Below are 26,485 nucleotides of genomic sequence, written 5' to 3' on the forward strand. Positions count from 1 at the left end.
GGCGGGACCGGACGATCGTCCGGTCCCGCCCGCGCCCGTCTCCACTGCACGCCACCGGCAGCAGCCAGACATGAGAGGAACGAATGAGTTGGGGGGATTGCTGCCCTTGGCGGCCACTCAACCTGTGCGTTCGTCCCGAGTCCGAACGTGGAGGCCGCCCAGTGCCACCCGGTCGGCGTGGGGTAGCCGTGCTTGGTCGGCGCCCAGGGCCGACACGGAGGCCTCATGCGAGTCGCACGCGAATGACCACTGTCCTTGCGACCCCTGCCCGCAGGCCGCGCGCGGCCTGCGGGTGAGTCGTAGGTTCACTGTGACGACCGCTGGCCGATGAGGCATGGAAGTGGTTGTGAGAAGCGGAAACGCCTTCGATACGGACAGCGGTGTGGCATCGACGGTCGCCCTGTTGGAGGTGCGGCAGCCCGCCGTGCAGGATCGAATCCGTCGAGGGGAGACGGAACTGGCTGCCGTTGCCAAGGCGCTCGAAGGACTGCGGCTACTCGGCTGCGGCAGTCCCCGGAACGACGCCGATGAGCCGCGCACCGGCAGACTGCCTCCGGCACCGGACGCCCGGGCTGTGCCGGAAACCAGGGACGGTCGCACGCAGCGACCCGGGCGCGGCTTCTACACGGTGACGTCCGGCCGGTCTGAGAACGGGAGTTGACTGCGCCGTCGCAGAGCGGCGCCCCAAGCCGTTGTGGGCCCCCGTCGGCGGAGGGGGTGGCCCGGGGGGCGGTGGTGTTCAGCCGTGTTTGGACTCCGGGAGGCGGGCGCGGGGGGTGCCGTCCGGGGTGGCGGGGGCGGTGGTGTCCCAGGCTCGTAGGGCCGTGAGGGCGGCGGCGCGGGCGGGGGCCGTCGGGCGGACGCCCTCCGGGGCGAGGAGGAAGTCGGCGACGGGGGTGAGCAGCAGGGTGGCGGGTCCGGCCGGGAGGAGGCGGGCCTCGTCCCACTGGTGCCGGATGACGGTGCGGCGCAGCAGGGTGCCGTGCCGCGGTCGGAGCGGGCGGGTGAGGGCTTCGCGGCGGTGGAGTTCGGGGGCGACCTCGGCTTCCAGGACGGTGCGCACGCCGCCCAGGGAGCCCAGCGGCACGTGTTCGGCGGCGAGGTCGAGGAGCGCGACGGCCTCCGGGGCGAGCCGGTAGGCGGCGACCACGGCGGCGGTCTCGACGGCTTCGAAGGACTGCCGGGCCAGGCGGGCCACGTCGATCACGTCACCTGCCCGGAAGGCGCGGCCGAGCCCCTCCTCCGCGAGGGCGATCAGGCATTCGACGTGGTCGTCGGCGGCCAGGTAGGGCCGGACCGGGACGGTGGCGAGGTCGCCGGTGAGCGCGGCGGTTCCGAGCCGGACCTGGTACCACGGGTCGAGCAGCGGGTCCTCGGCCGGCCAGCGCAGGGTGACGGAGGTGTGCCGGGGGCGCTCGCCGAGCAGGGTGACCTCCACGGACTCCACCGGGTGCTCGGTGACCAGCCGGCTGACGGCCTGCCAGAGCGCGGCCTCGGTGGGGCTGACGAGGGTGAGCTCGCCCAGCGGCCGGGGCAGGTCGGACGGGTAGTAGCCGGCCAGCGGGAGGTCGCGGATCGGGCGCACCCCGGTAACGTCGGCGAGGTCGCGGGCGAGCCGGGCGTAACAGTCGGCCCGGTCGCGGGCGCGCTGCAGTTCGGCGCGGGCGTGCTCGCCCATCCGGACGTCCTCCCGGACGAGCGCGGCGAGCACCAGGTAGGGGAGGTCGCGGGCGCCGCGGGCGCGGTGGAGCAGTTCGACCGGTCCGGCGACCGGGTCGACGTCGAGCAACCGGTAGAGCAGGTCGGTGTTCACTGGCGTCGGCCTCCGAGAAACGTGGTGGTCGCCCGGGCGGCGGCACCCGGGGGGTGTGGCGGGCCCGGCGGGTCGTACCGGGCCGACGGCTGGGGGGCCACACCAGTGATTGTGACGGTGGGCGATCAACACCGGATCACTACGGGGTCGACGATCTCTCGACAGCCCACCGGCTGGCGTGGGTTGATAGGGACTCATCAATCGGGGGGCGGACGCGTGCGTGGGCGGGGGCGGGCACATGAAGCGGGCAGGTGCACGAATGAGTGATTTCCGGTTCTCGGTGCTGGGGTTGATGAGAGCGCAGCGCGGCACGACCGTGCTGAAGGTCGGCAGTCCCCAGCAGCAGGCGATGCTGGCGGTGCTGCTGCTCCGGCCGGGGCACGGCGCGAGCGCCACGGACCTGATCGACGCCCTGTGGGGCGAGGAGCCGCCGAGCACCGCGGTGACGACGGTGCGGACGTACGCCTGGCGGTGGCGCAAGATCCTGCACGGCGACGAGCCGGACGCGCCGACCGTGCTGACCTCGGTCGGGGACGGCTACCGGCTGGTGCTGCCCAAGCACTCGGTGGACGCGGCGCAGGGCGAGGAGCTGGCGGCGCAGGCCGAGCGCACGGCGGCCGCCGGACAGCCGCAGCAGGCGCGTGACCTGCTGAACCAGGCGCTGGAGCTGTGGCAGGGCGAGCCGCTGGCCGGCATCCCCGGCCCGTTCGCGCAGCGGCAGCGCCAACGGTTGCAGGAGCTCCGGCTGACCCTGCTGGAGGAGCGGATCGCCCTCGATCTGACGCTGGGCCGCTTCTCCCGGTGCATCCCGGAGCTGACCGCGCTGACCACCGAGCACCCGCTGCACGAGCGGGCGTACGGGCTGCTGATGCGCGCGCTGTACCAGGCCGGGCGGCAGGCGGACGCGCTGGCGGTGTACCGGGGCGTGCGCCAGTTGTTCCTGGACGAGCTGGGGGTGGAGCCCGGGGCGGAGCTGGACCAGCTGCACCGGCGGATCCTGGAGGGCGACCTGTCGCTCGCCGCCCCGGCGCCGGCCGCGGCGCTGCTCCCCGGCCCGGTGAAGCCGGCCGGGCCCGGGCCCGAGGCGCAGGATCCGCCGGACGGCCCCACGGCGGCGGGTGCGCCCGCCGCGCCCGCCGGCACCAGCACGACGGCGCCCAGACCGGCCCAGCTGCCGCCCGACGCGGCGGACTTCACCGGCCGCACCGTCCAGGTCGAGCGGCTGGGCGAGGCCCTCGGCGCCCCGGGCCAGCAGGCGCTGGTGATCGCGACCGTGGTCGGCATGGGCGGGGTCGGCAAGACCGCGCTGGCCCTGCACGTCGCCCACCGGGCCCGGGACTCCTACCCCGACGGGCAGCTCTACGTCGACCTGCGGGGCGCCGACACCACCCCGGCCGACCCGGAGGCGGTGCTCAGCAGCTTCCTGGTGGCGCTCGGCGTGCCGACCGACGGGGTGCCCGAGGGGCTGGACGCCCGCTCGGCGCTGTTCCGCTCGGTGGTCGACGGCCGGCGGCTGCTGCTGGTGCTCGACAACGTCCACGACACCGCGCAGATCAGGCCCCTGCTGCCGGGCGCGGTCGGCTGCGCCGTGCTCACCACCAGCCGTACCCGCCTCTCGGGCCTGCCCTCGTCCGTCCAGGCCGACCTCGGCGTGTTCGAGCCGGCGGAGGCACTCGAACTGCTGGGCCGCACGATCGGCGCCGAGCGGCTGGCCGCCGAGCCGGAGGCCGCCCGGGAGCTGCTGCTCGTCTGCGGCCACCTGCCGCTCGCGGTGCGGATCGTGGCGGCCCGGCTGGCCGCCCGGCCGAGCTGGACGGTCCAGACACTGGGCCGCCGGCTGGCGGTCGAACGGCGGCGGATCGACGAGCTGCGCATCGGCGACCTGGCGGTGGAGGCCGCCTTCGAACTGAGCTACCGCCAGTTGACGCCCGCCCAGGCCCGGGCGTTCCGGCTGGCCGCCTCGGTGGACGGCCCCGACATCGGGCTGCCCGCCGCGGCCGCCCTGCTGGACCTGGACGAGTACGACGCCGAGGACCTGCTGGAGTCCCTGGTGGACGTGGCGATGATGGAGTCGCCGTTCCCCGGCCGCTACCGCTACCACGACCTGCTGCGCGCCTTCGCCCGGCGGCGCCCGGACCACCCGGGCGCGGCCGTGGAGGCCCGTGACCGGCTGCTGGACCACCTGCTGGCCACCGCGTGCGCGGCCTTCCAGCACGCCGTCCCGGGAGATCCGGCCGCCGGTGCGCTCGGGCCGGCCCGCAGCGCGGGCGTGGACCTCGGCGGCCCGGACGGCGCCCGGGCCTGGGCCGAGGCGGAGGGTTCCGGGGCGATCGCGCTCGCCGCCCAGGTGGCGTGCTGGACCGTCACGGACGACACCGCGCCGGCCCCGGCCGACGGCGGCGCGGCACCGGATGCGTTGCGCGCCGCGATCGACCTGCTGATCGCGCTCACGCCGTTCGTCCTCGCCCCGCCCAGCCGCCAGCTCGCCAGTACGGCAGAGGCCCTGGCCACCGCCGCGGACCACCACACCGACCACCGGGCAGCTGGTCGGGCGCACTTCCTCCGCGGCAACGTCGCCCTGGCCGCCACCCGCCTGGAGGAGGCCGAGGCGGCCTCCCGGCTGGCGGTGGCCGCCTCCCGCTCGGCGGGCGACACGGTGATCCTGCGCCAGGCGCTGAACGACCTCGGCCTGGTCTGCCAGTTCCTCAGCCGCTACGACGAGGCCGTCGGGCACTACGACGAGGCACTGCTGCTGGCCCGCGAACTCGGCCACCGCTCCGGGGCGCTGGTGACGACGGTGAACGCCGCGCTGGCCCGGGTGCGCAGCGGGCGGGCCGCCGAGGCCGTACCGATCTGCCACGAGGCGCTCGCCGAGCTGCGGACCCGGCACGACGATCCCGGCCGGGCGTACACGCTGTACGTACTGGGGCTGGCACTGCACGGGCTGGGGCAGCACGAGGAGGCCGTCACCTGGTTCGGCGAGTGCCTGGCGGTGGCCTCGGCGGCCGGGCTGCGGGCCCGGGCCGCGCACGCCCGCTACCGGATGGCGGACAGTCTGCGCTCGCTGGGCCGGACGGACGAGGCGCTGGAGCACGCCGGGCAGGCGCTGACGCTGTGCGAGGAACTGGGGGCCGAGCGGGACCAGGGCCACGCGCTGGTGGTGCTGGGCCGGACGCTGGCGGACCTCGGGCGGGAGGCCGCGGCGTGGGGCCGGCTGCGGGAGGCGCACCGGATCTTCGTCCGGCTGGGGCTGCCGGAGGCGGAGGAGGTGGCGGGGCTGCTGCCCCGGGGGGAGGGTTCGAACCCTTCGGCCGCTACGGCTGCTTCGGCCTCTTCTGCCGCTTCGGCTCCGTCGACGCCGGCGGCTCCGTCCGTCTCGGATGGGCGTCGGGGCGGTGGCCGGGGGGCGGCGGGCGCTCCGGTGACGAGCTGCGGGCCGGGCCGCTGACGAGCTGATGACCAGCTACTGAAGAATCGATCCTGCCGCTGTTCCGGTGCGGTCTGGAGCCAGTGAGGCCAGGAGCCGGTGCGGTCTGGAACCGGTGTAGTCAGGAACCGGTGCTGTTCCAGTCGCCGGTGCTGCCGTGGACGGTGCCGGTGGGGCTGGGCTGGGCGGGGGTGGGCGTCGGCGTTGCGCCGCCGCCCACCACCGTCGCCGTCCCGGTGCCGGCCGTCTCCGCCACGGCGGCCGTGGCGGAGAGACCGGCACCCAGGGCGACGGCCACCCCGAGACCGACCGTGAACAGGCGGAGGCGGATGGGGGCGGTGGCCGGACGCTGCGTCATCTCTGGTGCTCCCTTGGCTCGCTTCCCTGGTGGGGAAGGGCTTCCGTCGTGGTGTGGCACCAGTCTGGCCGGGGGCGTTCAACGGCGGATCTACAACCGAGCACCGGTGATCACTGCCGCCCGCTCAGGCCGCCCGTCGAGGCTGCCGTTCAGGCCGCCGCGCGGATCTCCAGGGTGCAGCACTTCACGCTGCCACCGCCCTTGAGCAGCTCGCTGAGGTCCATCCCGATCGGCCGGAATCCGCGCTCGCGCAGCCGCGCGGCCAGGCCGACGGCCGCCTCCGGCAGCACCACGTGCAGGCCGTCGCTCACGGCGTTGAGGCCGAACACCGCCGCGTCGGCGCCGTCCACCAGCAGGGCGTCGGGGAACAGCCGGCGCAGGACGGCACGGCTGCCGGCCGAGAAGGCCTCCGGGTTGTACATGATCTCGTCACCGTCCAGCACGGCCAGCGCGGTGTCCAGGTGGTAGTAGCGCGGGTCGATCAGCTCCAGGCCGATCACCGGGCGCCCGAAGAACTCCTGGGCCTCCGCGTGCCCGTCGGCCACGCTGCGGAAGCCCCGCCCGGCCAGCACGGAGCCCGCGGTCAGCAGCAGGTCCCCCTCGCCCTCGTTGACGTGCTCCGGATCGCGCGTCTCGAAGCCCCGGGCGCGGAACCACTCCAGGTAGGCGGGGCCCTCGGCGGCCCGCTCGGCGTTGCGGAAGCGGGCGCCGAGCACCTTGCCGTCCACCACGGTGGCGCCGTTGGCCGCGTAGACCATGTCGGGCAGGCCCGGGATCGGGTCGATCAGGTCGACCCGGTGACCGAGCTCCTGGTAGAGCGCGTACAACCGCTCCCACTGCGCCACGGCGAGCCCGGTGTCGACCGGCTTCGCCGGGTCCATCCACGGGTTGATCGCGTAGGTGACCTCGAAGTGGGTCGGACGGCACATCAGGTAGTGGCGCGGGCGGGCAGTGCGGGTCATCGGAGGGCTCCGGGGTGAGGGATCGGGCGGTCGGGGCGGGGTATGCGGGTCAGGCGGAGGGGTCAGACGGCGGGCTCAGGCGGCGGGGTCAGACGGCGGGCTCGGGCCGCGCGTCGTCGGCGCGGTGGTCGCCGTGTTCGGGGCGCGCCGGGAAGTCGCGCATTCCGCGCAGCGGGCTCGCCAGCAGCACGGCGCCTGCGGACAGCAGCACACCCGCCATGATCCAGATCGTGGTGCGCGGGCCCAGCACCTCGCCGAGCCAGCCGCCGAGCAGGGCGCCGAGGGGGATCGCGCTGTAGTTGACGGTCGAGGCGCTGGCCCTGATCCGCCCGATCATCGCGGGCGGGCAGTAGGACTGGTAGAAACTGCCGGCCAGCACGTTTCCGGCCACGACGCCGCAGACGGCCACCGACCACGCGAGCGCGCTGACCGCGAGCGGCAGCTGGTCGCCGGCCATCGGCAGCAGGAAGATGAAGGGCGCGACCACCAGCTCGCACAGCAGCAGCCCGCGGGCGCTGCCCAGCCGCCGGGCCAGCCGCCCGGCCACCGCCGCGCCGGCCAGCCCGCCGATGCTCACCACCGCGAACACCAGGCCCACCTCGCCGGATCCGATGCCGACGCTGCGCACCAGGAAGACCGTCTGGACGGCCTGGATGCCGTTCAGCCCGAGGTTGCCGACCGCCCCGAAGCAGGCCAGCGTCCGCAGGTACGGGTCGCGGGCCAGGAAGCCCACGCCCTCGCCGATCTCCTTCAGGATGCCCCGCCGCTGCGACGGCGGCGGAGGCTGCTCCACCACGGTGATCCGGGCCACGCAGACCGCCGAGACGAGGTAGCTCACCGCGTCGGCGAGCAGGCCGCTGGTCGCGCCGAAGACCTGCGACAGCAGGCCGGCCGCACCGGGACCGGCGATCTCCACCGCCGACTCCCCGGAACGCAGCTTGACGTTCGCCTCCAGCACGTCCTCCTTGGCCACCAGCGACGGGAGCACCGCCCCGTACGCGGTGGAGAAGAACACCTTCACCCCGCCGGTCAGCAGGGCCACCAGCACCAGTTGGGCCATGGTCAGCACGCCGAACCAGCCGGCCACCGGCACGCTGACGAACAGGACGAGCAGCAGCAGGTCGCAGACCAGCATCACCCGCAGCTTGGGCCAGCGGTCCACCCAGGCACCGGCCGGCAGCCCGAGGAAGAGCCAGGGCAGCCAGGCCGAGGCGGTCAGCAGGCCGACCGCGAGCGGGCTGGCGTGCAGGGTGACGACGGCCACCAGGGCCAGCGCCACGTTGCCGACCGCCGTACCGAGACCGCTGGTGGTCTCACCGATCCAGAGCCGACGGAAGTCGGCCTGGGCCCACAGCCCCCAGCGGCTGCGGGACGGCTCCGGCGGAGCCATGGCGGGGGTGGTGACGGACATCGCGGGTCACTCTCCAAGCTTCTCGGCGAGCACGGAGGCGATCCGTGCGAGGGGTTCCGGACGGGTCAACTCGCCGTGCGCGCAGGCGAGGCGGTGGGGCTCGATCCGGCCGTCCAGGTACGGCCGCCAGGACCGCTCGTAGGGCCAGTCGGCGGGCTTGTCGAGGGTCGCGCCGAAGAAGACGGCATCGCCCCGGTAGCGGCCGGGCACGTGCTCGGCCATGAGTTTGCGGTGCCGCTCGAACATGCCGGGCAGCTCGGCGGCGGCCTCCCCCAGGACGGCGGCCAGCTCGGCCTGGCCGCGCCCGGCCTCCGGGTCGTAGCCCAGTGACAGCAGCAACTCGGCCAGGGTGTCGACGGGTTCGTCCTCCTCCGGCCCGTCGGCGGCCGCCGGACCGTGGCCGGTGACCGGTGCGCCGTCGAGCAGGGCGAGCACACCGACCGGTGCGCCCTCGACCTGGAGCCGGACGGCCATCTCCTGCGCGACCACCGCCCCGAAGGACCAGCCGAGCAGGTGGTACGGGCCGGACGGCCACACCGCCCGGATCTGCCGCACGTAGTCCTCGGCGATCTCGGTGACGCTCGCCGGTGCCTCCCCGCGCAGGCCGCGGGCCTGCAGACCGTAGACCGGCCGGTCGGCGCCGAGGTGCGGCAGCAGGCCGGAGTAGACCCAGCTGATGCCGGCGGCCGGGTGGACGCAGAACAGCGGGGCCAGGCCGCCACCGGTGCGCAGCGGCAGCAGCACGTCCAGGGCGTCGGCAGCTGGCCCGGCACCGAGCCGGCCGGCCAGTCCGGCGACGGTCGGGGCCTCGAACAGCGCGCGCATCCCGAGGTCGGCGCCGAGGGTGGCGCGGATCCGGGCGAGCAGCTTCATCGCGAGCAGGGAGTGACCGCCGAGCGCGAAGAAGTCGTCGTCGATGCCGACCCCGGCGATCCCCAGGACCTCGGCGAACAGCCCGCAGAGGACCCGCTCCTGTTCGGTGCGCGGCGCGCGGCCCCCGGCGAGTTCGGCGAAGTCCGGGGCGGGCAGGGCCCGGTGGTCGAGCTTGCCGCTGCCGGTGAGCGGCAGCGCGTCGAGCGGGACGACGACGGCCGGCACCATGTAGCCGGGCAGGAACCCGCCCGCGAAGGCCCGCAGACCTGCCTGGTCCAGCCGGCCGTCGGCCACCACGTAGGCGACCAGACGAGTGCCCGCTGCCCGGTCCTCGACCGGGCGGACGACGGCCGCCGACACCCGGGGGTGCCGCCTCAGGACCTGTTCGATCTCGCCGAGTTCGATCCGGAAGCCCCGGATCTTGACCTGCTGGTCGGTGCGGCCCAGGTACTCCAACTCACCGTCCCGCGAACGGCGCACCAGGTCGCCGGTGCGGTACATCCTCTCCCCGGACACGAACGGGCAGGCCACGAACCGCTCGGCGCTCAGCCCCGGCCGGTTCAGATACCCCCGGGCCAGACCCGCCCCCGCCAGGTACAACTCCCCCGCCACCCCCGCCGGCACCGGGTTCAACCACTCGTCCAGCACATAGGCCTGCGTCCCGGCGACCGTACGGCCCAGCACCGGCTGCTCCGTGGCGGCCAGCGGGTGGACGAGCGTGTCCACCGTCGCCTCCGTCGGCCCGTACAGGTTGTACGCCTCCGTCGCCGGAGCTTCCCGCAGGGTGGTCCACAGGGTCTGGCCCACCGCCTCACCACCGAGCAGCAACAGCTCCGGCGCCGACTCGGCCAACAACCCCTCCTCCACCAACTGCTCGGCGAAGGACGGCGTCACCTCCAGCACCCCGATACCGCGCTCGCGGACATGGCGCACCAACGCTGCCGCGTCCCGGCGTACCTCATCACCGACCAGGTGCAGCTCATGCCCGGCCACCAGCCAGAGAAGGCCGTCCCACGACGCGTCGAAGCACAACGACGCCGTCAACGCCACCCGCGACCGCACCCGACCCGCCATCACACCGACACGATGCGCCGCCAGCAGAGCGGCCAGGCTCCCGTGCGACACCACCACGCCCTTCGGACGACCCGTCGAACCCGACGTGTGAATCACATACGCCGCGTCCCCGGCCGAAGCCCGCGCGACCGGTTCCGACTCCGGACCGGCCACGTCACCGGCCTCCACCACGGTCAGCCCGGCCAGCAACTCCGGGTGCGGCCAGCGATCGTCGGTCACGGCGAGGACGGGCTGCGCGTCGGCGAGCGTACGGGCGATGCGGTCGGCGGGGTACTCGGCGTCCAGCGGGAGGTACACCCCGCCGGCCTTCAACACCGCCAGCAACCCCACCACCGACTCCACCGAACGCGGCAGCGCCAACGCCACACCCGACTCCGGCCCCACCCCCGCAGCGATCAACCGATGCGCCAGCCGATTCGCCCGCACATTCAACTCCGCGAACGTGAGGCGCTCCGAGCCGACGACCAGCGCCACCGCCTCCGGAGTCCGCGCGACCTGCGCCTCGAACACCTCCGGCACCAGCGACACCCGCGACGGCAGCGACGTGAACCCGCCACCCACCAGCCCGGCCCGCTCCTCCGCCGCCAACAACTCCACCCGGCCCACCGGCAGTTCCGGACTCTCCACCACCGCCCGCAGCAACCGCCCGAACCGCACCGCCAGCGACTCCACCGTCTCCCGGTCGAACAGATCCGTCGCGAAGTCGATCGCGCATTCCAGGCCGGCGGGCTCGCCGTCCGCGTCGAAGGTCTCGCCCATGCCGATGCTCAGATCGAACTTGGCCACCGATCCGGCCGTCGACTGCACGGTGGCGGGCAGGGCGCCGAGGGTGAGCGGCGCCGAGGCCGTCCGGTCGCCTTCCAGCAGCAGCATCACCTGGAAGAGGGGGTGGCGGGCCAGCGACCGCGCCGGATTCAGCTCCTCCACCAGACGCTCGAACGGCACATCCTGGTGCCCGAAAGCCCCCAGATCCGACTCCCGCACCCGACCCAGCAACTCCGCGAAACTCGGGTCACCCGCCGTATCGGTCCGCAGCACCAGCGTGTTGACGAAGAACCCGACCAACTCGTCCAACGCCTCATCCGAACGACCGGCCACCACCGTGCCGATCGGCACATCCGTCCCCGCACCCAACCGGGTCAACAACGCCGCCAACGCCGCCTGCACCGTCATGAACAACGTCACCCGATGCGCACGCGACAACCCCACCAACCCACGATGCAGCTCCACACCCAACGGCAGCACCACCCGGTCGCCCCGATGCGACGCCACCACACCACGCGCACGATCCACCGGCAACGCCAACTCCTCCGGGAGATCGGTCAAGACCCCGCGCCAGTAGTCGAGTTGACGTGACAGCAGGCCGTTCTCGTCGGACTCCTCCCCCAGCAGTCGGCGCTGCCAGAGCGCGTAGTCCGCGTACTGCACCGGCAGCGGCTCCACCACCGGCACCCCGCCCCCGGACCGGACCGCGTACGCCGTCGACAGATCCCGCAGCAACGGACCCATCGACCAGCCGTCACCGGCGATGTGGTGCAGCACCAGCACCAGCAGGTCTCCGTCGGACCCGCCCGGAATCACCTGGACGCGCATGGGCAGGTCGGCGGACAGGTCGAACGGCCGGTCGACGCAGCTCTCGGGGTCGGTGCCCACGGGCAGGACCTCGACGGTGACCCGGGCCTCCTCGGGCGGCAGGATCCGCTGGTACGGCTCGCCGTCCACCTCGGCCACGAGCGTGCGCAGACTCTCGTGCCGCGCCACCACATCACCCAGCGCCGCCTCCAGCGCCGCCACATCCAGCTCACCGCCCAAGCGGAGCAGCACGGGGAGGTTGTAGAGCCCGCTCGGGCCCTCCATCCGGTCGATCAGCCACAACCGTTGCTGCGCGAACGACAACGGCACCCGCTCCGGACGCTCGACACCTCCCGACAGCACCAGACGACCGACCCCGGCACCCGAACGGGCCGCGAGCCCCGCCACCGTCGGCGCCTCGAACACATCCCGCACCCCCAGCTCCACCCCCAGCACCGACCGCACCCGGCTCAACAACCGCGTCGCCAGCAGGGAATGACCACCGAGCGCGAAGAAGTCGTCGTCGATGCCGACCCCGGCGATCCCCAGGACCTCGGCGAACAGCCCGCAGAGGATCTCCTCCGCCGCCGTCCGCGCCGCCCGGCCACCCGCGAACTCCGCGAAGTCCGGCGCCGGCAGGGCCCGGTGGTCCACCTTTCCGCTGCCGGTGAGCGGCAGGGCGGTGAGCGGGACGACGGCGGCCGGCACCATGTAGCCGGGCAGTGCCCGGGCGACGAACTCCCGCAGGTCGAGGGCGATCCCAGGGATCTGCTCGGTCACCGCGCAGTAGGCCACCAGCCGGCGGTCGCCGTCGTCGCTTTCCCGGGTGGTGACGACCGCCTGGCGGACGGCTTCGTGGCGGACCAGCACCTGTTCGATCTCGCCGAGTTCGATCCGGAAGCCGCGGATCTTGACCTGCTGGTCGGTGCGGCCCAGGTACTCCAACTCACCGTCCCGCGAACGGCGCACCAGGTCGCCCGTACGGTACATCCTCCCTCCTTGCCCGCCATCGGGCCGGAGGGGCCCAGCGGACGCGAACGGGCAGGCCACGAACCGCTCCGCGGTCAGCCCCGGCCGGTTCAGATACCCCCGGGCCAGACCCGCCCCTGCGAGGTACAACTCCCCCGCCACCCCCGCCGGCACCGGGTTCAACCACTCGTCCAGCACATAGGCCTGCGTCCCGGCGACCGTACGGCCCAGCACCGGCTGCTCCGTGGCGGCCAGCGGGTGGACGAGCGTGTCCACCGTCGCCTCCGTCGGGCCGTACAGGTTGTACGCCTCCGTCGCCGACGCCTCCCGCAGGATGGTCCACAGGGCCTGGCCCACCGCCTCACCACCGAGCAGCAACAGCTCCGGCGCCGACTCGGCCAACAACCCCTCCTCCACCAACTGCTCGGCGAAGGACGGCGTCACCTCCAGCACCCCGATACCGCGCTCGCGGACATGGCGCACCAGCGCTGCCGCGTCCCGGCGCACCTCATCACCGATCAGGTGCAGCTCATGCCCGGCCACCAGCCACAACAGGCCGTCCCAGGAAGCGTCGAAGCACAACGACGCCGTCAACGCCACCCGCGACCGCACCCGACCCGCCATCACACCGACACGATGCGCCGCCAGCAGAGCGGCCAGGCTCCCGTGCGACACCACCACGCCCTTCGGACGACCCGTCGAACCCGACGTGTGAATCACATACGCCGCGTCCTGCGCGGTGACGCGGGGGGCCGGATCGCTCTCGGGGCCGGGGCCGTCCTCGGTGACGTCCAGCGTCCGCAGGCCCGCCAGGACCTCGGGCAGCGGCCACCGCGGGTCGGTCAGCACCAGCGACGGACGGGAGTCCGCCAGGGTGTCGGCGGTGCGGTCGGCGGGGTATTCGGCGTCCAGCGGCAGGTACACCCCGCCGGCCTTCAGCACCGCCAGCAACCCCACCACCGACTCCACCGAACGCGGCAGCGCCAGCGCCACACCCGACTCCGGCCCCACCCCCGCGGCAATCAGCCGATGCGCCAGCCGATTCGCCCGCACATTCAACTCGGCGAAGGTCAACGTCTCGGCCCCGCACACCAGCGCCACCGCCTCCGGAGTCCGCGCGACCTGCGCCTCGAACACCGCCGGCACCAGCGACACCCCCGACGGCAGCGACGTGAACCCGCCACCCACCAGCCCGGCCCGCTCCTCCGCCGCCAACAACTCCACCCGGCCCACCGGCAGTTCCGGGCGCTCAACCACCGCCCGCAGCAACCGCCCGAACCGCACCGCCAGCGACTCCACCGTCTCCCGGTCGAACAGATCCGTCGCGAAGTCGATCGCGCAGTCGATCCCGGCAGGTTCGCCGTCCGGGCCGAAGACCTCCTCCATGATCACGTTGAGGTCGAACTTGGCGACCCCGGTCCCGGCCGGCAGGGTCTCGACGTGCAGTCCGGGCAGCTCCAGTTCGGCTTGCTCGTTGCTCTGCAGGACCAGCATCACCTGGAAGAGGGGGTGGCGGGCCAGCGACCGCGCCGGGTTCAGCTCCTCCACCAGACGCTCGAACGGCACGTCCTGGTGCCCGAACGCCCCCAGATCCGACTCCCGCACCCGACCCAGCAACTCCGCGAAACTCGGGTCACCCGCCGTATCGGTCCGCAGCACCAGCGTGTTGACGAAGAACCCGACCAACTCGTCCAACGCCTCATCCGAACGACCGGCCACCACCGTACCGATCGGCACATCCGTCCCCGCACCCAACCGGGTCAACAACGCCGCCAACGCCGCCTGCACCGTCATGAACAACGTCACCCGATGCGCACGCGACAACCCCACCAACCCACGATGCAGCTCCACACCCAACGGCAGCACCACCCGGTCACCCCGATGCGACGCCACCACACCACGCGCACGATCCACCGGCAACGCCAACTCCTCCGGAAGACCGTCCAACACCCCACGCCAGTAATCCAACTGACGTGAAAGCACACTCCCGGAATCCAACTCCTCCCCCAGCAGTCCGCGCTGCCAGAGCGCGTAGTCCGCGTACTGCACCGGCAGCGGCTCCACCACCGGCACCTCGCCACCGGACCGCACCGCGTACGCCGTCGACAGATCCCGCAGCAGCGGACCCATCGACCAGCCGTCGCTGACGATGTGGTGCAGCACCAGGAGCAGCACGTGGCTCTCCTCGGCCGTCCTCAGCAGGGTCGCGCGGAAGGGGGGTTCGGCCGCCAGGTCGAAGGGGCGGCGGGACTCCTCGTCCACGGCGTCGGCCAGCGCGTCGGCCGGGCAGTCCCGGCGTTCGACGGTGACCCGGGCCTCCTCGGGCGGCAGGATCCGCTGGTACGGCTCGCCGTCCGCCTCGGCCACGAGCGTGCGCAGGCTCTCGTGCCGCGCCACCACATCACCCAGCGCCGCCTCCAGCGCCGCCACATCCAGCTCGCCGCCCAAGCGGAGCAGCACGGGGAGGTTGTAGAGCGCGCTGGGGCCCTCCATCCGGTCGATCAGCCACAGCCGCTGCTGCGCGAACGACAGCGGCACCCGCTCCGGACGCTCGACGCCCCCCGACAGCACCGGCCGGCCGGCCGCCGCGCCCGAACGGGCCGCGAGCCCCGCCACCGTCGGCGCCTCGAACACATCCCGCACCCCCAGCTCCACCCCCAGCACCGACCGCACCCGGCTCAACAACCGCGTCGCCAGCAGGGAATGACCACCGAGCGCGAAGAAGTCGTCGTCGGCGCCCACCCGTTCGACACCGAGGACCTCGGCGAACAGGCCGCAGAGGATCTCCTCCTCCGCCGTCCGCGCCGCCCGGCCACCCGCGAACTCCGCGAAGTCCGGCGCCGGGAGCGCGGAGCGGTCCAGCTTGCCGTTGGCGTTGAGCGGCAGCGCCTCCAGCCCCACGAAGGCGGCCGGCACCATGTGGGCGGGCAGTTCGGCCGCGACGGCAGCGCGCAGCTCGGCCGGGTCCGACGCGGCCGGGCCGACCAGGTAGGCGACCAGCCGGGCCCCGCCCGGGCCCTGCTCGTACGGCAGCACCGCGGCCTGGAGCACCCCGGGCTGCGAGGTCAGCGCGGTCTCGATCTCGCCGAGTTCGATCCGGAAGCCGCGGATCTTGACCTGCTGGTCGGTGCGGCCCAGGTAGTCCAGGTCGCCGTCCGGGCGGCGGCGCACCAGGTCGCCGGTGCGGTACATCCTCTCCCCGGGCTCGAACGGGCAGGCCACGAACCGCTCGGCGGTCAGCTCCGGCCGGTTCAGGTACCCCCGGGCCAGACCCGCCCCCGCCAGGTACAGCTCACCGGGCACCCCCGCCGGCACCGGGTTCAACCGGGAGTCCAGCACGTAGGCGCGGAGGTTGCCGAGGGGGCGGCCGATCAGCGGGCGCTCGCTGTCGGCGAGGCGGTGGTACAGGGCGTCGACGGTGCACTCGGTCGGGCCGTACAGGTTGTACGCGATCAGGTCCGGGGCGTCCCGCAGGGTGGTCCACAGGGCCTGGCCGGTGGCCTCGCCGCCGAGCAGCAGCAGGGCCGGCGGGCAGCGGGTGAGCAGTCCCTCCTCGATCAGCTGGTCCGCGTAGGTGGGAGTGAGGTCGAGGACGTCGATCCCGGTGCGCTCGGCGTGGCGCACCAGCGCGGCGGCGTCGCGGCGCACGTCGTCGCCGATCAGGTGCAGCTCGTGCCCGGCCGCGAGCCAGAGGAAGCCCTCCAGGGAGGCGTCGAAGGACAGCGAGGCGGTGAGCGCGACCGTCAGCCGGCGGCCCGGCCGGGCTCGCTCGACGGCGGCCCCGACCTCGGCGCGGTGGAAGGCCAGCAGATTGGCGAAGTTGCCGCGGGAGACCACGACGCCCTTGGGCCTGCCGGTGGAGCCGGAGGTGTAGATGACGTAGGCGGCGTGCCCCGGGTGGGCGGTGCCGGGCAGGTCGTGGTCGTCGTGGAAGGCCCACAGCTCGTCGTCGACGGGCAGCACGGTGCGTCCGTCCAGCGACTCGGCGAGCGGCCAGCGGTGGTCGGTGAGCACGACCGCCGGGGCTGAGTCGGCCAGCATGTGGGCGATCCGCTCCGCCGGGTACTCCGGGTCCAGGGGCAGGAAGGCCGCGCCGGCCTTCAGTGTCGCCAGCGTGGCGACCACCGACTCCACCGAGCGCGGCACGGCGAGGGCGACCACGGTGTCCGGCCCGGCGCCCTCGTCGGCGAGGGCGCGGGCCAGCCGGTTGGCCCGGGCGTTCAGCTCCGCGAAGGTCAGCGACTCGGGGCCGCAGACCAGGGCGACGGCCCCGGGGGTGCGCGCGGCCTGCTCCTCGAACACCGTCAGGTAGGGCGCGCCCGCGTCCGGCAGCGCCGTGTCGTTCCATGCGGCGAGAGCGTCCCGCTCGGCCTCGCCGAGCACCTCCAGGGCGGCGACCGGGCGCTCGGGGTCCTCGACCGCCTGGCGCAGGATCAGCTCCAGGGCGGTGGCGAGCCGCCGGACCGTCTCCCGGTCGAACAGGTCGGTCGCGTACTCCAGGCCGCCGCTCAGCCCGGCCGGGGAGCCGTCGGCGGCGAGCCGCTCGACCAGGCTGAGGGTGAGGTCGAAGGTCGCGGTGCCGAAGTCGACCGGCTCCTCGGTCACGGTGACGCCGGGCAGGTCCGGCCCGTCCTCGGGGGTGCCGGCGAAGGCCAGCATCACCTGGAACAGGGGGTGTCGGGCCAGTGACCGGGCCGGGTTCAGCGCCTCGACCAGCGACTCGAACGGCGTGTCCTGGTGCTCGTACGCCGCCACGTCGGTGTCGCGGACGCGGTGCAGCAGTTCGGCGAAGCTGGGGCGGCCGGAGACGTCGGTGCGCAGCACCAGGGTGTTGGCGAAGTAGCCGACCAGGTCGGTGACGGCCTCGTCGAGGCGGCCGGCCACCGGGGTGCCGATCGGCAGGTCGGTGCCGGCGCCGAAGCGGTGCAGCAGGGTGGCGTAGGCGGCCTGGAGGACCATGAACAGCGTGGCACCGTGCTCGACGGCGAGGGCGCCGAGGCGTGCGTGCAGTTCGGCGTCGAGCTCCAGCGGGAGGACGGTCCCGCGGTGGCTGGCGACCGGGGGCCGGGGCCGGTCGAGCGGCAGCGGCAGCTCCTCCGGCAGGCCGGCCAGTGCGTCGCGCCAGTAGGCGAGTTGGCGGGCGGCCAGGCTCTGCGGGTCGTCCTCGTCGCCGAGCAGGGCGTGCTGCCAGAGCGCGTGGTCGGCGTACTGGACGGGCAGCGGCTCCCAGCCGGGGGCGCGGCCGGCGAGCCGGGCCCGGTAGGCGTCGGTGAGGTCGCGGTAGAGCGGGCCCAGCGAGGCGCCGTCCCCGGCGATGTGGTGCAGGACGAGGACCAGGACGTGCTCGTCCGGGCCCTCGGGCCGCAGGTAGGCGTGCAGGGGCAGGTCGGCGGCCAGGTCGAAGGTGTGGCGGGCGAGTTCGTCGCTCGGGCGGTCCGTGACGGTGAGCAGCGGGGCGGTCGGCCCGTCGAGGACGTGCTGGTACGGGACGCCGTCCTGTTCGCCGAAGACGGTGCGCAGGGCCTCGTGCCGCCGGACGGTGTCGCCGAGGGCGTCCGCGAGGACGGCGGGGTCGAGCGGGCCGCGCAGCCGCAGGGCGAGGGTCACGTTGTAGGTGCTGGCGGGGCCGTCCGCCTGGGCGAGGAACCAGAGGCGGCGCTGGGCGAAGGAGAGCGGCACCCGGTCGGGCCGGGGGCCGGGCCGCAGCGCCGGGCGGGCCGGGGCGGGCGCGTCGGCCGCGCGGTCGGCGAGCCGGTCGGTGAGCCCGGCGACGGTGGGGGCCTGGAAGAGGTCGCCGATGGCGAGTTCGATGCCGAGTTCGGCGCGGGCCCGCCCGGTGAGGCGGGTGGCGAGCAGCGAGTGCCCGCCGAGCGCGAAGAAGTCGTCGTCGATGGTGATGTCGTCGATGCCGAGCAGGTCGCCGAAGAGCTCGCACAGCGCCCGTTCGCGCTCGTCGCGGGGCTCGCGGCCGGTGCCGTCGGCGGCGACGTCCGGGGCGGGCAGGGCCCGGCGGTCGACCTTGCCGTTGGCGTTGAGCGGCAGGGCGTCGAGGAGGACGACGGCGGAGGGGACCATGTAGCCGGGCAGCGTGGTGCCGGCGAAGGTGCGCAGCTCGGCCGGGGTGAGCGAGGCGTCGGCGGTGCAGTAGGCGACCAGCCGGGTGTCGCCGGGGCGGTCCTCGCGGGCGATCACGATGACCTGGCGCACGGCGGGGTGGCGGGAGAGCGTCGCCTCGATCTCGCCGAGTTCGATCCGGAAGCCGCGCAGCTTGACCTGTCCGTCGATCCGGCCGAGGAACTCCACGGCGCCGTCGGCGCGCAGCCGCACCAGGTCGCCGGTGCGGTACATCCTCTCGCCGGGCGCGTACGGGCAGGCGACGAACCGTTCGGCGGTCAGGGCCGGCCGGTTCAGGTAGCCGCGGGCCAGGCCGGCACCGGCGATGTACAGCTCTCCCGGGACGCCGGGCGGGACGGGGCACAGCCGGGCGTCGAGGACGTAGCTGCGCATGGCGTCGAGCGGGCCGCCGATCGGCACCCGGGGGCCGTCGAGGTCGGCGTGGACGAGCGGGTGGTGGGTCGCGAAGGTGGTGGTCTCGGTGGGCCCGTAGACGTGGGCGAGCAGCAGGTCGGGGCAGGCGTCCAGGACGCGCCGCATCAGGGTGCCGGAGGCGGCCTCGCCGCCGGTGCAGACGACCCGCAGGGCGGCGAAGGTCTGCGGGGCCTGCTCGGCGACGAGGTCGAACAGGGCCTTGGTGAGGAAGACGGCGGTGACGCCGTGGCGGGTGGTGACGGCGTGCAGGGAGGTGGCGTCGAGGGCGCCGGGCGGGGCGACCACGACGGTGCCGCCGGCCAGCAGGGGCGTCCAGATCTCGTAGGTGGCGGCGTCGAAGGCGTGCGGGGAGTGCAGCAGGACCCGCTCGTGCCGGCCGTCCTGCCAGCGGCGGTCGGCGGCGAGGTCGAGGACGTCGCGGTGGCGGACGGCGACGCCCTTGGGGCGGCCGGTGGAGCCGGAGGTGTACATCGCGTAGGCGAGCTGGTCCGGGTGGACGGGCACGCCGGGGCGGTGGGCGGGGGCGGCCGCCTCGTCGCCGGGGCGGACCACCACGGCCCGGTGCGGGAAGCCCGGGTCGGCGCGGTCGGTGAGCAGCACGGGGGCGCCGGTGTCGGCGAGCACGTCGGTCATCCGCTCGGGCGGCAGGCCGGGGTGCATGGGCACGTAGCAGCCGCCGGCCTTGAGGATCGCCAGGGTGGCGACGACGACCTCGACGGAGCGCTCCATCAGCATCGCGACGGGGGTCTCGGTGCCGACGCCGAGGGCGATCAGGTGGTGGGCGAGGCGGTTGGCCCGGGCGTCGAGTTCGGCGTAGTCGAGGGTGCCGCCGTCGTGGGCGAGGGCGGTGGTGTGCGGGGTGCGGTCGGCCTGGCGCTCGAAGGACTCGGCGAGGGTGCCGGGCCGGGCCGGGGCGCCGGTGGCGTTCCACTCGGTGAGGATGCGGGTGCGCTCCTCGGGCGCGAGGACGTCGAGGGTGCCGATGGGGGCGTGCGGGTCGGCGGCGGCACCGGTCAGCAGCAGGCCGAGCCGGGCGGCCAGGGCGGCGACAGTGGCGTGGTCGTAGAGGTCGGCGGCGTACTCGATCGAGCCGGTGAGCCCGGCGGGGGCGCCGTCGGGTCCGTGGCGTTCGGCGATGCCGATGTTGAGGTCGAACTTGGCGACCCGCAGGCCGATCGGCTCGGGCGCGGACTCCAGCCCGGGCAGGTCGAGTTCGGCGTCCTGTCCGTGGTTCTGGAGCACCAGCAGGGTCTGGAACAGCGGGTGGCGGCCGAGGGCGCGGGTCGGGTTGAGCTCCTCGACGAGGCGCTCGAAGGGGATGTCCTGGTGGGCGAAGGCGTCGAGCTGGGCCTCCCGGACGCGGCCGAGCAGCTCGGCGAAGCTCGGGTCGCCGGACGTGTCGGCGCGCAGCACCAGCGAATTGACGAAGAAGCCGACCAGGTCGTCCAGGGCCTCGTCGGCGCGGCCGGCGAGGCCGGTGCCGAGCGGGATGTCGGTGCCGGCGCCGAGCCTGGTGAACAGTGCGGCGAGGCCGGCCTGGAGGACGGTGAACAGGGTGGTGCGGTGCGTCCGGGCGAGGCCGAGCAGGGCGGTGTGCAGGTCGGCGTCCCAGGCGAGGTCGACGGAGTCGGCGGCGCCGGTGGGGGTGGGCGGTCGGGGGCGGTCCGTCGGCAGCTCCAGTTCCTCCGGGAGTCCGGCCAGGGCGGTTCGCCAGTGGTCGAGTTGGCGGGCGAGCAGGCTCTCGGGGTCGCGCTCGTCGCCGAGCAGGTCGCGCTGCCAGAGCGCGTAGTCGGCGTACTGGACGGGCAGCGGCTCCCAGTCGGGGGCGCGGCCGGCGAGCCGGGCCCGGTAGGCGGTGGCGAGGTCGCGCAGCAGCGGGCCGAGCGACCAGCCGTCACCGGCGATGTGGTGCAGGACGACGAGCAGCACGTGCTCGGTCGGAGCGAGAGTGAACACCGTGACCCGGATGGGCAGTTCGCGGCTCAGCTCGAAGGTCTCGGCGGAGGCCGCGTCCCGGCGGGCGGGGTAGTCGTCCGGTGTGCAGTCCACGACCAGGAAGCGCGGCTGCGCCTCCTCGGCCGGCAGGATCTGCTGCACCGGGACTCCCCCGTCCACCGGGAACACCGTACGCAGGGCCTCGTGCCGGGCGACCACGTCCACCGTCGCGGCGCGCAGCGCGGCGGTGTCGAGCTCGCCGCGCAGGCGCAGGGCGAACGGAAGGTTGTACAGCGCGGTCGGCCCCTCGATCTGGTCGATCAGCCAGAGACGCTGCTGTGCGTACGAAACCGGGATCACGGTGCTTCCTCTACTCACGTCACGGCACGGGGTGTTCTTGGGCAGACGGTCAGGCGGAGGCCAGGGTGGGCCGGACGCTGGGCCGGCAGTCCAGGACGTCCAGGGGCTGCCCCATCGCGACGGCGATCCTGCGGTCGCCGCGGTACGGGTCCCGGCCGTGCGCGCACAGCACGTTGTCGACCAGCATCACGTCGCCGACCTGCCAGCGCTCGCGCACGGTCGCGGCGTGGTACGCCTCGTTGAGGGCGTCGACGTCGGCGCGCTCCAGCGGTTCGCCGTCCCCGAAGCCGGTGTTGAACGGGAAGCCGTCCGGGCCGAACTCGTCGGTCATCGCCTCTCGGATGTCCGGGTCGAGCGACCACTCGCTCCAGAAGGCGAGGTGGTTGAACCAGACCTCCTCGCCGGTCGCCGGGTGGTGGATGGTGCCGGGGCGCAGCTGGCCGGTGCGCAGGTTGCCGTCCGGCAGCCACTCCCAGGTGATGCCGTTCTCCCGGCAGTAGGCCTCGACCGCGGCCCGGTCCTCGGTGGCGAAGGCGGTGCGCCAGCCGAGGGAGACGTAGTCCGAGTAGTTGCGGGTGAGTGTCCAGCCGGACGTCCGCATCCGCTCGACCAGGTGGGCGGGCAGGTGGTCGAGCACCTGGCGGCAGTCGGCGGTCGGGGTGGCGCCGCCCTCCTCGGGGGCGGTCAGGCAGGCGAAGAGCAGCCGGCCCGGGAAGGTGAGGGTGTAGCTGTTCTCGTTGTGCATCCGGATCGGCTGGGGCGACGGCAGGTCGGTGGAGGAGAAGACGCCGTTGCCGTAGTCGCTGCGCGGGGTGGCCTTCTCCCGGTAGGGGGTGCGCTCGGGGATGAGGACGTCGCGCACGGCGGCGACGTCCTCGGTGCTCGCGACCGGCAGGCCGCGCAGGAAGATCGTGCCGTGCCGGTGGAGGGCTTCGGTGAGCTCGGTCTCGTTCTCGCGCAGCCACGCGCCGGCCTCGCCGATGTCGGCGGTGCGCGGGGCGTGGGCGAGGGCCGGGCGGCCGGGGTTCAGTTCCCAGTTCAGCATGGTCGCGCTCACTGCCGGGCGAGGGAGGCGGTCAGGCTGGCGGGCCGGATGTCGGTCCAGTTGGCCTCGATGTGGTCGAGGCAGCCCTGGCGGGTGTCCTCGCCGTGGACGGTGGTCCAGCCGGCCGGCACGTCGATCCAGACCGGCCACAGCGAGTGCTGGTTCTCGTCGTTGACCAGCACCAGGTAGCCGGCGTTGTCGTCCTCGAACGGGTTGCTCATGGTGTCCTCCTTGGGTTGCTTCGAAGGTAGGGGCGGGCCGGGGGGCGCAACGGCAGGAGTCGCGGCAGGAACGCGGCAGTTCGGTTCGGGCCCCGTCGGCGGTCCGCGGCGGGCAGGTTCAGCGCGGGGTGAGGCGGGCCGGTTCAGCGCGGGGTGAGGCGCACCGGGAAGTGGTCCAGGCCGAAGTTGATGATCGAGCGGTTGTGGACGACCGGCCCGGTCGGTTCGATCTCGGCGACGCGCTCCAGCATCGCCGTGAACAGGGCGCCGAGTTCGGCCTTGGCCAGCGGCGCGCCGATGCAGTAGTGGGCGCCGAGGCCGAGGGCGAGGTGCTTGTTGGGGGCGCGGTCGAGCAGGATCTCCTCGGGCCGGTCGAAGGCCTCCGGGTCGCGGTTGGCGGACCACACCCAGACCGCGACCCGGTCGCCGCGCCGGATGGTGCGGCCGTCGAGCTCGGTGTCGCGGCTCGCGGTGCGCAGGGTGTGCAGCCCGACGGACGTCCAGCGCAGGAGTTCATCCAGCGCCGAGTCCATGCCGACCTCACCCCGCTGCAACTGCCGCCACAGTTCCGGGTGTTGGACGAGGGTGTGGAGGCCCATGGCCGCGGTGTGGCGGACGGTCTGGACGCCGCCGACCACGATGTTGTCCAGGTTGAGGACGACGTCCTCGATCGGCAGCAGCTTGCCGCCGACCCGGTAGGTGGCCATCTTGCTGATCAGGTCGTCGCGCGGGTCGGTGCGGCGCAGCATCACCTGGTGCAGCAGGTAGGGGATGAGCTGCTGGTGGCCGGCCCGGCGCTCCTCGGGGGTGCGGCCGAGGAAGGCGACGTCGCAGACCCGTTCGACCATCTCGCGGTCCTTCTCGGGGACGTCCAGGAGGTCGCACATGACGGACAGCGGCAGGGCGGAGACGGCGTCGACGAGGTCGACCTCGCCGAGCTCGACGGCCCGGTCGACGATCGAGGCGGCGAGTTCGGTGATGCCGCGGGATGCTCCGCGCACCGGGCCGGGGGCGAAGAACGGGTTGGCGGGCGCGCGGAGTTCGCGGTGCCGGGGCGGGTCGGTGAGGGCCATCATCCGGCCGGATCCGACCGGGACGTTGCCTTCGCCGGCGCCGAGCAGCGAGCCCTGCTCGGAGCTGTAGAGCGTGGCGTTGCGCAGCACCTCCGCGGAGTGCCGGTAGGAGAGCACCGACCAGATCGGCCCGTCGTCGACGGTGTCGGTGCGGTGGACGGAGGCCTCCCGGCGCAGCTCCGCGACCAGGGCGGGGGTGTCGGGGCGGGCCCACAGGTCCGGGTCGGTGAGGTCGACCGGGGTGGTGGTCAGCATGGCTACTCCGTCGTGGACTGGTCGGCGGCGGCGCCGGCCCGGTGGCCCGGGCCCGGTCGCTCGATGAGGGAGGTCAGCAGGTCGACCGGGCCGGGCCCGTCGACGGTGGCGAGCAGGTGGCCGCCGGGGACGATGTGGTGGCCGCTGGCGCCGCGGGTGTGGACGGCCCAGCCCTGGAGTCCGGCGGAGGCGAGCATCGGGTCGTCGGCGCCGGCGACGGTGTGCAGGTCGGAGCCGATCGGCGGGTGCGGGCGGGGGCGGTAGGTGGCGACCACGGCCAGGTCGGTACGGATGCCCTGGAGCGCGTGCTCCTTCAACTCCTGGTCGCCCTCGATGAGTTCGCCCATACCGGCGAGGCGCAGCAGGTCGTCGGCGGTGTGCTGCGGGCGGTCCCGGCCGGCCCAGGTGGCGGGCGGCGAGGCGGAGGCGGCGACCACCAGTTCGGGCCGCCGCTCGGCGGGCAGCGCCCGGGCGACCTCGTAGCCGAGCAGGGCGCCGAAGCTCTGCCCGTAGAAGCCGAACCGGCCCGTCAGGTGCGGGGTGAGGGCGTCCACGACGGCGTCGACCAGCAGGTCGAAGCTCGCGGGCATCGGGTGGCCGAGGCGGCCGCCGCGGGCGGGCGGACGCACGGCCCAGACCTCGGCGGTCGGGGCGAGGGCGCGGGCGAGCGGGGTGTAGGCGGTGGCGTCTCCCCCGGCGTGCGGGAAGCAGAACAGCCGGAACGGGCGGTGCGGTTGGGGCGCGGGGACGAGCAGCCAGTCCCCCTCGACGCGGGGGCGCACCCGCGTGGCGGTGGTCATGCGCCGCTCACCCGGGAGCGGGCGGTCAGGGCGGGCCGGGGGGCGGCGGTGCCGGCCTCGACGGCCTTCCCGACGGTGGCGGTGAAGGCGGCCAGGTCGGCCGAGTCCAGCAGGTGGCGCAGCTGGAGCTCGATGCCGAGCCGGCGGCGCAGCAGGTGGACGACGCGCAGCGCGGCGAGCGAGTGGCCGCCGAGCGAGAAGAAGTCGTCGGTGGGCGTGACGCCGGTCAGGCCGAGCACGGTGCGCCAGACCTCGGCGACCTGCTCCGCCAGCCCGTCGGCGCCCTCGGCGGGCGTCTCCTCGGCCGCGGGGGCGGGCTGCGCCGCGGGGGCGGGCAGGGCCGCGTGGTCGACCTTGCCGTTCGGGGTGAGTGGCATGGCGTCCAGCACGGTGATCGCCGAGGGCACCAGGTGCGCGGGCAGGGTGGCCCGCAGGCGCTCGGTCAGTTCGGCGGCGGTGGCGGCGCCGGTGACGTAGCCGATGAGCCGGCGGTCGCCGGGGGCGGGCTCGTGGACGGTGACGGCGGCGGCCTGGACGCCGTCCAGCCGGGCCAGCGCGTGCTCGACCTCGCCGAGCTCGATCCGGTAGCCGCGCAGCTTGACCTGGCGGTCCACCCGGCCGATGTACTCCAGTCGGCCGCCCTCGCCCCGGCGGGCCTGGTCGCCGGTGCGGTACATCCTCTCGCCGGGGGCGGTCGGGTCGGCGACGAAGCGTCCGGCGGTCAGCCCGGGGCGGCCGGGGTAGCCGTGGGCGAGCCCGGGCCCGGCGAGGTACAGCTCGCCGACGAGGCCGTCGGCGACCGGGGCGAGCTTCTCGTCCAGCAGGTGGAGGCGCACGCCGGGCAGCGGCTCGCCCAGGTGCGGCCCGGGGCCGCTGATCGGCGCGGTGACGGCGTCGACGGTGCATTCGGTGGGCCCGTACAGGTTGAGCGCGTCGATGCCGCCGTCGGCGAGCTCCCGCCAGGTGTGCTCGGGGACGGGCTCGCCGCCCATGAACAGCCGCGGCACCCGGGCGCCGGTGAGCGGCTCGCGCAGCAGCTCCCAGTGCGAGGGGGTCAGGTCGAGGTCGGTGACGGCGTGCTCGGCCAGCAGGGCGGCCACCCGGGCCGGGTCGGCGCGGTCTTCGTCGCCGATGACCAGGACGGTGTCGCCGCGGCAGATCCGGGCCCACTGCTGGACGGAGGCGTCGAAGGAGACGCTGGCGTTCCAGCCGACCACCCCGGGCTCGGCGCGGTAGGCGCCGGTGGCCTCCAGTGCCTCCACCAGGGCGGCGACGGCGCCGCGCGGCACCTCGACGCCCTTGGGGAGCCCGGTGGAGCCGGAGGTGTAGATGACGTAGGCGGGGTCGAGCGGGTCGGCCGCCTCCGGCAGCTCAAGGCCTTCGACGGTGTCCGGCCCGGCGGCGGTGTCCGGCCCGGCGGCGTCCGGGCGCAGGACCGGCACGCCCTGGGCCGCCGGGAGGCCGTCCGCACTGATCAGGGCCGCGAGCCGCGCGTCGGCGGCCATGAAGGCCAGCCGCTCGGCGGGGTAGGCCGGGTCGAGCGGGACGTAGGCGGCGCCGGCCCGCCAGACGGCGAGCAGGGCGACCGGCAGGTCGGCGGTGCGGGCGAGGTGGACGCCGACCCGGTCGCCGCGGCCGACGCCGTGGGCGCGCAGGGCGCGGGCCAGCGCGGCGGTGCGCAGGTCGAGTTCGGCGAAGTCCAGGCGGGCCGTTCCGGCGAGGACGGCGGTGCGCTCGGGGTGGGCGGCGACGGCATCGCGCAGGCGGTGCAGGAGGTCGGTCATGACG

Annotated in this window: 11 protein-coding genes; 1 reads left to right on the forward strand and 10 read right to left on the reverse strand. The window is 74.4% G+C overall.

Annotated elements, in window-relative coordinates; all coding sequences use genetic code 11:
• Positions 1-739: 739 nt before the first annotated feature.
• Complete coding sequence (locus tag ACFWPI_RS32080; RefSeq protein WP_380376811.1) at positions 740-1,813, reverse strand: hypothetical protein; 1,074 nt, start codon at positions 1,811-1,813, stop codon at positions 740-742.
• Between the two features lie 259 nt (positions 1,814-2,072).
• Here ACFWPI_RS32080 and ACFWPI_RS32085 point away from each other — a divergent pair, with 259 nt between their 5' ends.
• Positions 2,073-5,261 carry a BTAD domain-containing putative transcriptional regulator gene (locus tag ACFWPI_RS32085; protein ID WP_380376813.1) on the forward strand — a complete coding sequence of 1,063 codons (3,189 nt, stop codon included), beginning with the start codon at positions 2,073-2,075 and terminating at the stop codon, positions 5,259-5,261.
• Between the two features lie 100 nt (positions 5,262-5,361).
• On the opposite strand, the gene ACFWPI_RS32090 is transcribed toward ACFWPI_RS32085, so the two are convergent.
• From ACFWPI_RS32090 to ACFWPI_RS32130, 9 genes are all read right to left on the reverse strand, one after another.
• Positions 5,362-5,598, reverse strand: coding sequence for a hypothetical protein (locus ACFWPI_RS32090; RefSeq protein WP_380376814.1), 237 nt, complete (start codon positions 5,596-5,598; stop codon positions 5,362-5,364).
• Positions 5,599-5,747: 149 nt separating this feature from the next.
• A complete protein-coding gene (ddaH, locus tag ACFWPI_RS32095) occupies positions 5,748-6,560 on the reverse strand; it encodes a dimethylargininase (RefSeq protein WP_363370824.1) in 813 nt (270 codons plus the stop codon).
• Between the two features lie 88 nt (positions 6,561-6,648).
• Positions 6,649-7,971, reverse strand: coding sequence for an MFS transporter (locus tag ACFWPI_RS32100; protein WP_380376817.1), 1,323 nt, complete (start codon positions 7,969-7,971; stop codon positions 6,649-6,651).
• 6 nt (positions 7,972-7,977) lie between these two features.
• Positions 7,978-21,303: an amino acid adenylation domain-containing protein gene (locus tag ACFWPI_RS32105; protein WP_380376819.1), complete on the reverse strand. Its 13,326-nt coding sequence runs from the start codon at positions 21,301-21,303 to the stop codon at positions 7,978-7,980.
• Positions 21,304-21,352: 49 nt separating this feature from the next.
• A complete protein-coding gene (locus tag ACFWPI_RS32110; protein WP_363370831.1) occupies positions 21,353-22,348 on the reverse strand; it encodes a TauD/TfdA family dioxygenase in 996 nt (331 codons plus the stop codon).
• 8 nt (positions 22,349-22,356) lie between these two features.
• Positions 22,357-22,569 (reverse strand): MbtH family protein, encoded by a 213-nt coding sequence (locus ACFWPI_RS32115; RefSeq protein WP_063350320.1) that lies wholly within the window; start codon positions 22,567-22,569, stop codon positions 22,357-22,359.
• 143 nt (positions 22,570-22,712) lie between these two features.
• Complete coding sequence (locus tag ACFWPI_RS32120; RefSeq protein WP_363370834.1) at positions 22,713-23,897, reverse strand: cytochrome P450; 1,185 nt, start codon at positions 23,895-23,897, stop codon at positions 22,713-22,715.
• A gap of 2 nt (positions 23,898-23,899) precedes the next feature.
• On the reverse strand, positions 23,900-24,697 hold the full coding sequence (locus ACFWPI_RS32125; protein WP_380376821.1) for a thioesterase II family protein: 798 nt from the start codon (positions 24,695-24,697) through the stop codon (positions 23,900-23,902).
• Positions 24,694-26,481, reverse strand: coding sequence for a non-ribosomal peptide synthetase (locus ACFWPI_RS32130; RefSeq protein WP_380376824.1), 1,788 nt, complete (start codon positions 26,479-26,481; stop codon positions 24,694-24,696). Before ACFWPI_RS32130 ends, ACFWPI_RS32125 begins: the two co-directional genes overlap by 4 nt.
• Positions 26,482-26,485 lie beyond the last annotated feature (4 nt).

The organism is Kitasatospora sp. NPDC058492, from assembly GCF_042720685.1.
Classification (GTDB): domain Bacteria; phylum Actinomycetota; class Actinomycetes; order Streptomycetales; family Streptomycetaceae; genus Kitasatospora.

Excerpts from the sequence above, each read along its gene's own strand:
- ddaH (WP_363370824.1), bottom strand. The coding sequence starts at position 6,560 with ATGACCCGCACTGCCCGCCCGCGCCACTACCTGATGTGCCGTCCGACC.
- ACFWPI_RS32120 (WP_363370834.1), bottom strand. The coding sequence starts at position 23,897 with ATGCTGACCACCACCCCGGTCGACCTCACCGACCCGGACCTGTGGGCC.
- ACFWPI_RS32100 (WP_380376817.1), bottom strand. The coding sequence starts at position 7,971 with ATGTCCGTCACCACCCCCGCCATGGCTCCGCCGGAGCCGTCCCGCAGC.
- ACFWPI_RS32130 (WP_380376824.1), bottom strand. The coding sequence starts at position 26,481 with ATGACCGACCTCCTGCACCGCCTGCGCGATGCCGTCGCCGCCCACCCC.
- ACFWPI_RS32110 (WP_363370831.1), bottom strand. The coding sequence starts at position 22,348 with ATGCTGAACTGGGAACTGAACCCCGGCCGCCCGGCCCTCGCCCACGCC.
- ACFWPI_RS32085 (WP_380376813.1), top strand. The coding sequence starts at position 2,073 with ATGAGTGATTTCCGGTTCTCGGTGCTGGGGTTGATGAGAGCGCAGCGC.
- ACFWPI_RS32090 (WP_380376814.1), bottom strand. The coding sequence starts at position 5,598 with ATGACGCAGCGTCCGGCCACCGCCCCCATCCGCCTCCGCCTGTTCACG.
- ACFWPI_RS32115 (WP_063350320.1), bottom strand. The coding sequence starts at position 22,569 with ATGAGCAACCCGTTCGAGGACGACAACGCCGGCTACCTGGTGCTGGTC.
- ACFWPI_RS32125 (WP_380376821.1), bottom strand. The coding sequence starts at position 24,697 with ATGACCACCGCCACGCGGGTGCGCCCCCGCGTCGAGGGGGACTGGCTG.